The sequence below is a fragment of the Nitrosomonas europaea genome (assembly GCF_900167395.1).
In the GTDB taxonomy this organism is placed as follows: domain Bacteria; phylum Pseudomonadota; class Gammaproteobacteria; order Burkholderiales; family Nitrosomonadaceae; genus Nitrosomonas; species Nitrosomonas europaea.
In genome coordinates, this window is the sequence record NZ_FUWK01000031.1 from 1 (window position 1) to 13,686 (window position 13,686).

The window sequence follows — 13,686 nt, forward strand, 5'->3', positions numbered from 1 at the left end:
AATACTCATCGCCGTTTCATTCGCTGGCGTGACAAAGGTATCTGGGAAAAATTGCTGGAAATCCTGATTGATGATCCAGATTATGAATGGCTGATAATGGATGCCAGTCACTGTAAAGTTCATCCACACGCCAATGGAGCCAGAGGAGGTAATCAGGATATGAATCGGACAAAAGGGGGCTCAACACCAAGATACATCTGGCCGTGGATGCGCATGGTATGCCGGTCAGAATCCTTGTTACACAAGGTACCACTGCTGATTGCACGCAGGCTGGCCGCCTGATCGAAGGGATTGATGCAGATCATCTGCTGGCAGATCGTGGCTATGACAGTAATGCCATTGTTGAACAGGCGGAAAAACAGGGAATGGAAGCTGTTATCCCGCCAAAAAAGAATCGAAAAATACAAAGACCTTACGATAAAGAACTGTATAAGCTGAGGCATCTCGTCGAAAATGCTTTTCTTCATCTCAAAAGATGGCGTGGCATCGCTACAAGATACGCCAAAAACACCTCTTCTTTCCTTGCTGTCGTGCAAATTAGATGTATCGCCCTCTGGGCTGATATCTTGTGACTACACTATATAGTATTTCGTGAAGAGATTTACCGTCCACAATGAAATCAAGGAAATCCCGCTCTGTTTGTCCAGCAGCAACTTTTCGTTTCTTTTGTTTCAGTTCAAATGTTGATTGTTTCATTGATGTTTTTTTGCCGCATAACAACGTAGGTGAGTGGCATTTGACCGGCTAGTTAGCCGTTCCTCCAACGAAGCGCTTTCCCAAATGTGATGCCGTCATTGCAGTAGTTTCGTGTATCCACTTGCCACAAATTGACCAACCAAGAAAACTCCTACGCAAATGAATAATTGGAAGAGATACCAGAGAGAAAGCGTCAAGATTTCTACCCTCCGGAACCGCCAGTGTGTGCGCAGAAGTGCGTAGATACGAATTTTGCCGGCGAATCGCCTGAAACGTTTGCTAGTGAGGGCCTGCCAAGCATAGAAGGAAGAATACAGGTCTTCCTTCAACAGCGAAGCGTTCGCGATGAATGACACGATCAGGATCACTACAAATCCAGCAAGACAGATCACTGAGACGACTCGGGGCCCTCCTAAACTTGCCGTGAGCGCCCGGTATCCAAGAAACCCGATCAAGCCCGCAACGACGATCTGGAACGATATATTCCGCATGTAATCGAGGAAGGGTTTCCGAGCCTTCCTGAGCCAAATCTTAGTTCTCTGCTTCATCGATTTACTTGAATGGTAGCTAGGCGCTTGTCTTCATCGGCTGCCGAAGGCAGTCCACTGGAAGGAAATATTAGGCTGTGGGTTCTACTTGCGATAGTTCTCGATTTTATTCATCTCCCCAAACTGGGGAACTTGGGCCGCTGAACGGTTCAAGGTTCAAGCAATATTTAATGACTAAGGCACCAGCCTCAACTATTACCAAATGCTTGGCGGAATGAACGGTATAACGTTTCGGTGACAATGGCGACGCAATTTTTCCTGCGCCGTCCAATCGCTCCCAACCGATATCATCGAAGCGTTCACCCACGCTGGCTGCTGTGAATGGTGTACTGGATTCAAACCGTGCGATTGGCTTGTGCTGCTCCGATGTGTCGAACAACTCCAAGATATATTTAGTTCTCATAACCTTAATCGTTAGGTTTGTTGAGTATTTTGTATGCCCTTCTCACTTTGTTGATAAGCCATTTGAGAATTGTTCCATTTCGGCGTACCTCGTAGCCGGCAGCGACCCGCAGGGACACGAACGCTCCGTTGACAATGAACATAAGGAAGCTACCCAGAACTAGAAATGTTGTAACGAATACAGCACCATAAAGCTGGTTCTCCGCTGCAATTTCAAGCCCGGCGCGCAGAGTGGCAAAGAAACCAGGATGCATAATTTTGATTGCGATTCCGAATGGAAGCATGAAACAACAAAGCAAAAACATGACTACCCAAATAACCGGAGGAGTTGCTTTCTTTAGCCGATATAGCGGCACAATAAAGTTTTTTCTGTAGCAACGAGGAGGCCTGAACATCGAAAAACCTAACGTAATATATACGACACTGGATGTCCGATAATCTGGTTCATTTGTCGCATAATCTCCTTTAAATAGTGCTAACAATCTGATTGTTAATAAATAAATTTCTATAACCTTCCAATTCTTACTGGAAGATACGATATTTGTACCGATCGAAAGTGCTGCTGGGTCGGTATCATTCTTCCAGAAGTTGTACGGCTTCCCTAACGGCTGGCATAAAGCTGGTCGATTTCACCTTGGTAGTGCTCATAAATCTTTTTCCGCTTCAGCTTGAGGGTTGGAGTGAGCATTTCATTCTCTACTGTCCAGGGTTCGGAAATCAGTAATGCACGGTGAACCTTGGCATAGCCGGGAAATCCGCTGATCTGGCGCGCAATTTTCTCCAGAATGATTTCTTCCGCATACTCGTCGCACGCCAGTGCATGGGGATCATTTTTTGCATTGCAGTGGGTGGCGACAACTTCCCACCCGCGCTTGCTCAGCACCGTCAGCGCGCTCAGATAGGAGCGGCCTTCACCGACGATCATGACCTGTTCAAAGATCGGGTCACGCAGAATGGCTGCCTCCATATCGGCCGGCGGGATTTTTTCACCGGTGGAGGTAACGATGATGTCTTTCAGCCGGCCGGTGATGGTGACTCTGCTTTGTGCATCGATACTGGCGGTATCTCCGGAATTGAGCCATCCGTCTGCGGATAGAATGGCATGAGTGGCTTCCGGATTGTTCCAGTAGCCGAGCATGACATTGGGTCCGCGAATCAGCAGGGCATTCTGTTCTCCCAGCCTGACTTCCACACCGGGAGCAGGGCGGCCGACGCTTGACGGGAGATTATCGTCCAACCGATTGGCACAGACGACCGGGCTCGTTTCAGTCAGGCCGTATCCTTGCAGGATAGGTAATCCCAGGCCGATGAAGACACGTGAGATCTCCGGTGATAATGCCGCACCGCCACTCATGACCTGCCACAAACGGCCTCCCAGTTTTTCCATGACCTTGCGCGCAACCAGTTTATCGAGCAGCGGCCACAGCAAGTGTGAAATCCGCCAGCCGACTCGTTTCTGTTGTCGTTCAAACCGGCTGTATCCTATATCGACCGCCAGTTTGAACAGCAGTCTGGAAATTGCAGGCCCTTCCGCCAGTTTGGCCTGTATTCCTGCATAGATTCTTTCATAAATTCTGGGAACCGAAATCAGGATGGTCGGCCGGATGATCAGCAGATCATCCTGCAATTGGCGGATGGACCGGGCATACGCTACCGTGGCACCGCACAGCATGGGTACGTAATAGCCCGCCGTGCGTTCGAACGTATGGGATAGCGGCAGGAAAGACAGCAGTACATCATCCGGTCTGACAGTGACAACCTGTGCACTGCTGTATGCGTTGGACAGAATATTGTTGTGGCTCAGCATGACCCCTTTCGGGCGGCCGGTCGTCCCTGACGTGTAAATGATGGTGGCCAGTACATGAGGGTCGTTTTGCACGGAAGGGATATCGCCCGGTGTTTCCGGCAGCCAGTCCTGCAGGGCGATGGCGCGCTTGTCACCTGTCTGGCGTACATCTTCCGGGGAAGCATCCAGAATGACGATACGCTTCAGTTGCTGAAGTCCGGTCATGGCCTCGTTCATGGCTTCCCATCGCGTCATGTTTTCCAGCAGCAGTAGCGCGGTGCCTGCATTATCCAGACACCAGGCCGCATTTTCTGCCCGATCTTCGGTATAAAGCGGGACGACCACCAGCCCCAATCCCAGTGCAGCCTGTTCAAACATCACCCACTGCGGGCAGTTGCGCGCCATGACTGCTACCCGGTCACCAGGAGAGAGATTTTCCTGTGAAAGTGCCATTTGCCAGCGTTTGACGGCATTCGCCATGTCGTCCCACGTGTAATCCCGCCAGATTTCCTCGCTGACATCGTAGTCGCGGTAGGCTGTAGCATGGGGAGAACGTCTGACACGTTCTCTGAACAGGCCGTCGAGTGTTCGGGCCGTTTCGACCGAAATCATGTCCAGGTTGTGAGTGGGCAGGGTGTGGGTCGTCGGGTTCATAGCGGGGTTTCTCCGTGTGAATTGCCTGTCTGGCGGAGATCAGCAGGAAAATCATCCACCATGATGACCCGGCGTCGCAGGGTTTTCATCTGTTCAAGCGAGGCAGCTTCTTTACTGGTAATGATCCCTTGTGCCAGCGCCTGGTTGATCTGCTCATGTTCGTGGGGGGTGATCGCTTTATCTTTGACGGCTTGCCGCAATCTGGCCTCGATGGGTTCGCAGTCGATGGTACAGGCCAGGGCTTTTTTGAGCAGGGCCAGTGGTTCATTATCCTGTTCGGGCAGGTAGATGCCTGCTGTCAGGCGATCACGTACTTCTCCGGGGGCCAGAATGAGCCGTGCGACTTCATGAGAGAGTGAGTCGGCAGGGGGCAGGCAACGCATACCCCGCGGAAAAATGATGAACCGCAGCAATCCTCGCGTGATTCTGCTCACAGGGAAATTGAGCAGAAACTCATGGAACGACTGCTGGGTACGATAAAGCGCATCCTGTACCGACCAGTGCAACAGAGGCAGATCTGCCGCAGGGCGGCCATCATCCTCAAAACGCTTGAGGGTGGCCGAGCACAGATACATCATGCTGAGAATGTCACCCAGGCGTGCAGAAAGACGTTCACGCCGTTTGAGTGCACCGCCCAGCTTCAGCATGGCGATATCGGTCAACAGTGCGAATGCTGCGGAGAAGCGTGTCAGTTGCCGATAGTAATTCACTGTTTCGTGCGTTACGTTTTGCGGTATGTCTTTGACCAGCCGCGTGCTGAATCCATAGATCAGACTGTGGAACGCATTCCTGAAGGTGAAGACGATATGCCCGGTCAGCGCCTCGTCAAATGCCCGTAATCCACGTTTTTTGTCCTGATCCCAGGCAGCATCGATTTCTCGCAGTGTGAAAGGATGGGCACGGATGGCGCCTTGCCCGAAGATGATCATATTGCGTGTCAGGATGTTCGCGCCTTCCACCGTGATGCCTACGGGTGTCTGCTGATAGGTTCTCGCCAGATAATTGGAGGGGCCCAGGCAGATGCCCTTGCCACCGTGAATATCCATGGCGTCATTGATGATCTGCCGGCTGCGTTCGGTCAGATGATATTTGACGATTGCGGAAATGACGGAAGGTTTCTCGCCCAGATCGACCGCGCCGGCAGTCATGATACGTGCTGCATCCATCATGTAGGTGTTGCCGGCGATACGCGCAAGCGCTTCTTCTACACCTTCGAAATAGCCGATCGGTAATTTGAACTGTACACGTACCCGGCCATAGGCCCCGCTGCTCCAGGCCGACAGCTTGGCTGCACCGACACTGGTGGCCGGCAGCGAAATCGACCGGCCGACGGAGAGGCTGTTCATCAGCATGCGCCAGCCTTGTCCTACTTTGTCCTGCCCGCCGATGACCCAGTCCATGGGAATGAAGACATCCTTGCCGGAATTGGGCCCGTTCTGGAAAACTCCGTTCAGGGGATAATGCCTGCGGCCGATCTGGATACCCAATGTGCTGGTTGGGATCAGCGCGAGCGTGATGCCGATTTCTTTTTCGTTTCCGAGTAATCCATCCGGGTCGTACAGTCTGAAAGCAAGCCCCAGTAGTGTGGCAACCGGTCCCAGCGTGATGTAGCGTTTCTCCCAGTTGATGCGAATACCCAGTACATCGGGCTGGCCATCGAATACCCCCCGGCACACGATACCGGTGTCAGGAATCGACCCTGCATCTGAACCGGCGTCCGGCCCGGTCAGCGCAAAACAGGGAATCTCGCTGCCATTCGCCAGCCGTGGCAGATAGTGATCTTTTTGTTCTTCCGTTCCGTAATGCAATAGCAGTTCGGCTGGGCCGAGTGAATTGGGCACCATTACAGTCACTGCCGCCGTATTGCTGCGCGAACTGATTTTCATGACTACTTCCGAATGCGCCAGTGCAGAAAAACCAAGTCCGCCGTATTCCTTGGGGATGATCAGCGAGAAAAAGCGGTTTTCCCGGATGAACTGCCAGACATGGGGAGGCAGGTCATGGCGTTCATGGGTGATGTGCCATTCATCGAGCATGGCGCATAACTGTTCAACCGGCCCGTTGAGAAAGGCTTTTTCTTCCGGGGTCAGCTCCGGTTTGGGGTAGGCAAGCAGCTGATTCCAGTCGGGTTTGCCGCTGAACAGCGCCCCTTCCCACCATACCGTGCCGGCATCGAGTGCTTCCTGCTCGGTTTGCGAGATTTGAGGCAACAGCTTGCGAAAGATTCTTAAAACAAGGCTGGAAACAATATTGATACGCAGGAACGGCACTGCGAACAGTGCCACACCCGCCACGATCAACAGGATAAGTACAACAAGAAATTCAAGCATGATTCCTCCCCGAGTTTTTGAGTGGTTGTTCAGGAATCTCTGATCAGATCCCACATGGCCGCACACTGTATTTTGCGGATGGAACGCAAGGTGAGTGAGGCAGTGAATGGTTGGCCTTCACAACGAGCTCAATGCTGCAGTCCGTCTGCAAAACCAGCACCCTGAAGGGTTGTGGCAAAATCATGCGCTCACTGTGTCGCACTCCTCGGCATCGTAGCTATGCTACGACCTTCGTCGTGCTTCTTGCGATCATCACGATTTTGCCTGCAATGCGGTTCATGGAGGATTTAATCAGAGATTCCTTTGTCGTTACACTACCGGAGAATGAACGGCTGTCAAGCTTTGCTTTGTTTACATCCTGAATGACAAGCAATCATCCGTTCGTGGAAAACCCGGTTGCATGCAACCGGGTTAATGATCGCCACGAATAATCCGGATTTCATCAAGGCCGGGCGCGGCGGCTATCCAGGCTGTAGCCGCCCGCCCCATGCACGGCCAGCAGCATGAAACCACCCGCAATGGCAATATTTTTCATGAACATGATCATTTGTGTCTGATCGGCAAGATTGTTGTGAAAAATGGCCGCAGCTGCCAGCGTAAATACTGCCAGCGCGATGGACGTCAGCCGGGTTTGCCAGCCAGCGATGATCGCCAGACCGCCGCCGATCTCAAGTGCTATCACCAGTGGCAATAGCGTGCCCGGTACGCCCATCGCGTCCATATAGCCCTGCGTGCCAGCGTAGCTGCTGATTTTGGAAATGCCTGCGAGCAGGAATATTTGCCCCAGAAAGAGCCGTGCCACGAATTGACTGATTTTTTCCATTTTTGTCTCCTTGAAATGAATGATCGTTTTTATTGATTCCGTTTGACCCACGCCCGGTCACGCACAAACTGACTGGATTGAAAATCTTTCAGTGCCTGATCGATCTGTTCGCGGGTATTCATGACAAAAGGGCCATGTTGCACGACCGATTCATGCAGTGGTTTACCGCTGACCACGATAAAACGTGCGCCTTTTTTTCCTGCGACAAAGTCGAAAGTGCCGCCATCAGTGCCAGCTGCAATCAGGGAATGAAGCCCGATATCCTGGCCGTTAAACTGTCCGTTTCCTTCGAATAGATAGATGAAACTTGTGTTTTGCGCTGGCAGCCGGTGTTGAAAATGCCGCCCGGGCTGTAACTGCACATCGAAATAAGTCACTTGCGTCAGATCATCCCGAATCGGTGCAACGGTATCGCCGAAACGGCCGATCAATACTTTCAGCCGGTAATCCGCAGTTTCGACTACCGGGAAAGCGGCCGCGGGAAATTCCTGATATTCCGGGTGATCCATTTTGTTGATTGCCGGCAGGTTGATCCATAATTGAAATCCACGCAGTAAACCATTTTCCTGTTTCGGCATTTCCGAATGAATCACGCCGCTGGCTGCTTTCATCCATTGCGCCGAGCCCGGCCCGAGATCACCGGTATTGCCCATGCTGTCCTGATGCTGCATATGACCATCCAGCATATAAGTGAAAGTGATGAACCCGCGGTGCGGATGCGGCGGAAAACCAGCGATGTAATCATCCGGATTATCGCTGCCGATGTGATCCAGCAACAGGAAAGGATCGTAATTGCGCAGCACCGGTGTGCCAATCGTACGATGTACGATCACGCCGGCACCTTCGGGTACCGCCATTGCGGGAATGATTCGTACAGTATTCATTGATGTATTCATCGTTTTCTCCTTTTCTGTGATGCATTGACAGATTCTGCTTACTGGAAGCATTATCATCGTTGCTTTAACAGGAATAAATATCGTTTTATGGAAATAATTGTTCCTGTATTGGCAACAATTAGGAGGCGTTATGGATCGATTCGAAAATATGAATGCGTTTGTGCGTGTTGTGGAAACAGGTAGCATCAGTGCGGCTGCCGATCGCATGGATATAGCCAAATCCGTTGTCAGCCGGCGTTTGAAGGAGCTTGAGGAACATCTGGGGGTGGAATTGTTTCACCGCACCACGCGGCAAATGAATCTCACCGATAGCGGGCGCGCCTTTTATCAGCAATCCGTGCGCATCCTCGCTGATGTTCTCGAAGCCGAGCACGCCACGTCGCAGTTTCACGGCAGGTTGAAAGGTCATTTGAAAGTGGCGGTTCCGCTCAGTTTTGGCTTGATGCATCTGGGGGCCGCCATCTCCACCTTTCTGCAAACTCATCCGGATATCGAATTTGATCTGGATTTCAATGACCGGCAGGTCGATTTGCTGGCGGAAGGTTTTGATCTTGCCATCCGCATCGCAAACCTGCCCGATTCCAGCTTGATCGCACGTCGCCTTGCACCTATTCAGGCTGTCATGTGTGCCAGCCCGGCATACCTTGAGCGCATGGGCACGCCGCAAGCGCCGGAAGAACTCATCCGGCATCGCTGCCTGGTTTATAACCTGGTCAGTCACAGCGATAACTGGAATGTTTATGGCACCACGGGAGAGTTGATCAAAACCCGGATCATTCCCTATCTCAAGGCCAGTAACGGGGAATTTCTCCGTGATGCTGCCGTCGATGGTCTGGGTATCGTATTGCTGCCAACTTTTATCGTTTACCGGGAAATCCAGCGCGGTGCATTGATCCCGATATTGACCGGATACCACTACGCCCAGCTGGCTGCTTATGCCATTTACCCGCAAACCCGCCACCTCTCGCAGCGGGTTCGGGCATTTGTCGATTTTCTAAGCCAGCGGTTTGAAGGGATGCCTTACTGGGATGCGTGTCTGAATCAATAAGGATTTTTGCTACTTCACCAGCCAGCGGGTCGCCATACCTGCGATCATGTGATCGTTGACATGGCAATGAAACAGCCAGTTGCCCGGTGAGCGGGGAACCATGTCGACGGAAGTCATGCTGGCCGGCATGATTTCGACGACATCGGTTCTGCGGCCATGATCGAGCACGGTTTGCCCGTGCCAGTGTACGGTATGGTTGTCCACTTCATTGCCCAGTGCGACCAGATGCCAGCGGACACGCTGTCCGCGTCTGGTTTCAAAACCGGACAGATTGCCGAAAATCCGGCCGTTGATCGCATGTTTCAGGCCGCTTTCCTCATCGTTTTCCTCGTTGAAGATCATGTACAGCGCGATGAATTCCTGATCGACATCGCGCGGAGCCGGATTCTTGTCTGAATACGCCTTGCCGGCAGCTGTGATGATGAGGGTTCCGATCAGTCCCAGATTGACTTCTTCCTCTGCCATCACGTGCGAGTGATACAGCCAGACGATGGATGAAGGATCACCCGGGCCGGGGCCGGCATCCTGGTCGACGATCCAGGTATAAGTGTAGCGCTCACCCGGTGGAATACTGCCACCCTTGCCGCCATCTGCACCCTCGTTGTCCTTATCGTACATCACGCCGTGAGGGTGCATGGAAAGTGGCATATCGGTCTTGTTCAGAAAATGGATTTTGATGGTATCACCTACCGCAGCACGGATCGTGGGGCCCAGAATCCCCATCCACTCCGGCTGGGGCAGGGGGTGAGAGTAACTGCCATCGGTATAACCGATATAACGATATTTGGTGTAAGTCAGGGTTTTACCCCAGACTCCCAGATCACTTGCGAGATCGATCTGGTTTGCACCGGTCGGTGCGTAATTCCAGTCTGTTTTTTCCGCTGCAATCCAGTATTCCCGTACTTTCCCGGCTTGCGCCAGAGAGGATGACAGAGACAGGAAAATCAGGATAAACAGGGTCAGGCAGGAATACAAAAACGGGTTATTGTTTCTTCTGGTGTGCATGGATAGGTTCTTTAAAACAAATTTTTGATAACCATGATCGAAATACCAACGATTCAATCATGACTAAAGAATCTGCTGAAGGCGGAGACAGCCTGCGGTGATCAGGCCGCAGACCGATTGAGAAAGTCAGTTTCGGAGTTGTGGCAATCACCCCGGGCAAGGGTTTCCACTGCCTTGCCGAAAGTGACCAGATCAGAACGCTCCAGCATGACGCAGTTTTTGCCGGTACGCTGACAATAGCGTCTGACGGTGAAAAAATCCTCATGATTGATACAGTCAACCGGGCAAATGATGCTGTCTACACGAGCGAGCAGGGCAAGCAGGCATTCACTGTTATCCTGTGCACCGCCACGAAACACCATGAAATGTCCCCCGGCAGCTTCAATCAACTGATGGTAATTCGGATAGAGTGCAGCACGCCCACCGATACACAGGACAGACTGGCCCGCCAGATGATGACTGCTTTTCAGACGATCAATGGCCAGATAAGCATGATATTGATGCGGCAGGCCTGTTCTGATCCAGCGTAAATCCTCGTCATCAGATACTTGGGGGAGATGTGTGTCAGTACGGCTGTCGATCTGAACTTCAGTGTGAATAGAGTTTGCAGGTGAACGCCGGGTTGTATTCGCGGAAACAGTACCAGGCAAGGCCATACGGACCAGGTGATAAAGGTGCTTCAGCCGTGATTCCAGCTCTCGCCCCAGTTTCAGTGTGCGTTGTTTGTAGTGATGGAAAAGCGAATTGCAGAGGATTTCATTCTGATAGATTCCGGACAGTTTACCGGGATGGAGTTGCGCACCCTGATATGCCGGCTCCAGTACTGTTCTTTGGAAGAATTTCATGATCGATTCCGTATCAGAAAAAAGGCTGGCTTGCCCGGGAGGAGGGGGCTGGCTTGCCGTCACAAATCACTGGAAGAGGAGAGAGAACTGCCAGTGATTACCAGGAAAGTTGATGTTTGTCAGCGTGAGAGTACATCATGCAGGTTTACGGATTACTTCGTCAGTATCAGTTTGTCATTACGCGTCAGACGTAAATGATACTGTTCTCCTCGATGCTGAATGAGTACTTCTTTGCCTGTTCCAAACAGGTTTTCACTGCTGATCAGTTTGATGGGGAACTGTGCAAATGGCGAAACCAGCTCATTGTTTAGCCCGGGATCTGCGTGGTATTTGACATCGACCGAGTTCATATTTCACTCCATCTGAATTTATGAATGAGAATGATTATCATTATAGTGATAAAAATAATTTATGCAAGCTTTTTTCTGAAAATATTTTTGAGAAATATTCCATAGCAATAGGTTCCGGATCAGAACTGGTATGAAACGGCCAGTTTGTAGTTGCGTCCCGGATCTCTTAGCACGTTAAGGTGGCGCCGGTAATCTTTATCGGTCAGATTGTCGATTCCGAAATCCAGCCGTACACCTTTTAATGAGCCATTCTGCGGCAGCCAGGTCAGTGTCAGGTCATGCAATGTATAGCCAGGTGTAGGCGTTCCACCGGTTGGCACACGATTCTGTGCTTCGATGATGCTGCTGCGCCAGCCGAGGGAAAGGTCGTAGGTCGGCCAGTTCAGACCGGCCATTACAATCCATCTATCCGGCTGGACATTGGACAATACTCCTCCATCCGTCCGGTTGTAGCCGCGCGTCTGGGAATAGGAGAAGCCGGTATAGCCGTATTTGGCTGCATAGTTTGCCTCTATTTCGAATCCTTCCAGTACGGCATCACGCACATTGTCACTGGTCGTGACGCCTCCTCTGCCAGGGTTACCGGGGACCGGGAAGAACACGAAGTCGACCATCAGGTCGACGAAATCTTTGACCTTGTTATGAAAATAGGCTCCCCGGATAGCCAGGCGATCATCCTCATACAGCAGATCAGATTTCTGTATGCGTGCTCCCACCTCTTTGTTGAATGCTGTTTCCGGTTTGAGATTGGGGTTGGGTACGAACAGATTGGCACAGCCCGGGCCGCAGGTGAAATGGGTCCCGGTGGTAAACAGTTCACCCAGTGTCGGAGCACGGAATGCTTCACTGTAATTGCCGATGAGTGAAAACCATTCGGTAACCTTGAACAATCCGCCGATTTTGAAGTTGACGCGGTCATTTTTATTGGCGCTGGTAGCCATGCCTTCGGCTTCACTGCGGAAATAGTCCCAGCGTACACCGGGAATCAGCGACAACCGATCCCACAACGTAATTTCATCCTGCAGGAACACACCTACTACATCTGCGTTACCCCGGGGGAATTCCGGTCGTATGGCACCGTTACGTTTTCCTTTGGCTTCATTGTGAAAATAATCGACCCCGTAGGTAATCAATTGGGTGGCGAAGCTGCTCAGATCGAGACGTGAGCTGTTACGCGCATTGATACCCGTGGTGGAAAAATCGGTCTCGTCACGTCTCCGGTCAAGCAGTCGTTTCTCAAGGCTGTGAGTCGTGTTGTGATAAACCAGCACTTCCGGGTTCAACCAGGTATTGTCAGGATTCTCGTAGCGATAGCGCAATGTGTAATTGCGTTGTTCGGTGTCCCGATCTACCAGGGTATCCGGGGTGGAAGCCGTTTGTGAATTGGCAGGGACTTTGCCAGTCTGATCAAAGGTCTGCGTGGAAAATGTGAAGCGATGATCGCCCGGTGTCCAGTTGAATTTGGCCAGACCGGCATAGGATTGAAACTGAGAGTTTTGCAGTTTGGAACCATCACCATGGCGGATATCATCGGCCGCATTGCGGTAAGAGAAATCCAGCAGATAGTCGAACTCTTCTCCAACCAGACCGTAAATGCTGGTTCCGGGGATATATTGCTCATTCATACTCTGGAATCCTCCCCTGACCTTGATCCCGGAGCGTTCACCCGGGCGCAGAAGATCGGTTGCATCCAGCGTGGTGAAGGAAATGACACCACCGAGGGCACCACTTCCCCAGATTGCAGAAGCCGGGCCGCGCATGACATCTACTCGCTTGAGCAGGCTCGGGTCAGTGAAAATACGGGCATTATGCCCCCGGTTGAAATCCTGTCTGGCTCCATCCAGCAGGAACAGAATGCGATCATCGGCCATGCCGCGTATCGTCGGGCTGATGCCCAGGTTGCGTGGCCCTCCGCCCAGATCGATATTGGGCAGATAACGCAGCACATCACCGATATCGGCTGCCTGTCGGGTTCGTATCTGTTCGGTATCGACTACACTGACTGATTCCGGTATTTCACTGACCTTCCGGCTGGTACGGGTAGCGGTAACGGTGACTTCCTGCAGATTGGTAGCGGTAATGAGTTTGCCGGCAGGCTCAGTATCGGCCGATGCAGTTTCTGCATGAGCAGGATGGATAAACAGCGAAAAAGTAACGGTGGTGGCAAGATAAACCTTCCAGCCAGCCGAACGACATTTGAACCTTGAAAACATAACATTCCCCCAGAAAATAAATTATTTCCGGCTGACTGGCTCAATGCTGGCTGGCTGGTTAGAACAGGTCTTCAAATCAACCTGAATTTT

At 51.7% G+C, this 13,686-nt stretch carries 11 protein-coding genes and 1 pseudogene; 2 read left to right on the plus strand and 10 right to left on the minus strand.

All coding sequences use genetic code 11. The features are described from left to right. Window positions 1-572, plus strand: a pseudogene (locus B5D58_RS09805) (IS5 family transposase); the annotation flags it as partial. Between the two features lie 778 nt (window positions 573-1,350). Here B5D58_RS09805 and B5D58_RS09815 read toward each other — a convergent pair. From B5D58_RS09815 to B5D58_RS09845, 6 genes are all read right to left on the minus strand, one after another. Further along, window positions 1,351-1,647: a hypothetical protein gene (locus tag B5D58_RS09815; protein ID WP_011112117.1), complete on the minus strand. Its 297-nt coding sequence runs from the start codon at window positions 1,645-1,647 to the stop codon at window positions 1,351-1,353. Window positions 1,648-1,651: 4 nt separating this feature from the next. Beyond that, window positions 1,652-2,041 carry a hypothetical protein gene (locus B5D58_RS09820; protein ID WP_143023749.1) on the minus strand — a complete coding sequence of 130 codons (390 nt, stop codon included), beginning with the start codon at window positions 2,039-2,041 and terminating at the stop codon, window positions 1,652-1,654. A 206-nt stretch (window positions 2,042-2,247) separates the two neighbouring features. Then, complete coding sequence (locus tag B5D58_RS09825) at window positions 2,248-4,086, minus strand: AMP-dependent synthetase/ligase (RefSeq protein WP_011112115.1); 1,839 nt, start codon at window positions 4,084-4,086, stop codon at window positions 2,248-2,250. Further along, window positions 4,083-6,416 (minus strand): acyl-CoA dehydrogenase, encoded by a 2,334-nt coding sequence (locus tag B5D58_RS09830; RefSeq protein ID WP_011112114.1) that lies wholly within the window; start codon window positions 6,414-6,416, stop codon window positions 4,083-4,085. The genes B5D58_RS09825 and B5D58_RS09830 overlap by 4 nt, the downstream gene beginning before the upstream one ends. A 442-nt stretch (window positions 6,417-6,858) precedes the next feature. Then, on the minus strand, window positions 6,859-7,239 hold the full coding sequence (locus B5D58_RS09840) for a DoxX family protein (protein ID WP_041356779.1): 381 nt from the start codon (window positions 7,237-7,239) through the stop codon (window positions 6,859-6,861). 29 nt (window positions 7,240-7,268) lie between these two features. Continuing rightward, window positions 7,269-8,135 carry a pirin family protein gene (locus B5D58_RS09845; RefSeq protein ID WP_011112111.1) on the minus strand — a complete coding sequence of 289 codons (867 nt, stop codon included), beginning with the start codon at window positions 8,133-8,135 and terminating at the stop codon, window positions 7,269-7,271. A 130-nt stretch (window positions 8,136-8,265) separates the two neighbouring features. Here B5D58_RS09845 and B5D58_RS09850 point away from each other — a divergent pair, with 130 nt between their 5' ends. Beyond that, complete coding sequence (locus B5D58_RS09850) at window positions 8,266-9,183, plus strand: LysR family transcriptional regulator (protein ID WP_011112110.1); 918 nt, start codon at window positions 8,266-8,268, stop codon at window positions 9,181-9,183. A 9-nt stretch (window positions 9,184-9,192) separates the two neighbouring features. On the opposite strand, the gene B5D58_RS09855 is transcribed toward B5D58_RS09850, so the two are convergent. The 4 genes from B5D58_RS09855 to B5D58_RS09870 form a co-directional block, all read right to left on the minus strand. Beyond that, window positions 9,193-10,188: a multicopper oxidase domain-containing protein gene (locus B5D58_RS09855; RefSeq protein ID WP_011112109.1), complete on the minus strand. Its 996-nt coding sequence runs from the start codon at window positions 10,186-10,188 to the stop codon at window positions 9,193-9,195. Window positions 10,189-10,289: 101 nt separating this feature from the next. Further along, on the minus strand, window positions 10,290-11,033 hold the full coding sequence (locus tag B5D58_RS09860; RefSeq protein ID WP_011112108.1) for a DUF2325 domain-containing protein: 744 nt from the start codon (window positions 11,031-11,033) through the stop codon (window positions 10,290-10,292). A gap of 152 nt (window positions 11,034-11,185) precedes the next feature. Next, entirely contained in the window at window positions 11,186-11,383 is a 198-nt protein-coding gene (gene hemP, locus B5D58_RS09865; protein ID WP_011112107.1) for a hemin uptake protein HemP, read from the minus strand. 119 nt (window positions 11,384-11,502) lie between these two features. Further along, window positions 11,503-13,596, minus strand: a complete 2,094-nt coding sequence (locus tag B5D58_RS09870) for a TonB-dependent hemoglobin/transferrin/lactoferrin family receptor (protein ID WP_011112106.1) — start codon at window positions 13,594-13,596, stop codon at window positions 11,503-11,505. Window positions 13,597-13,686: the final 90 nt, after the last annotated feature.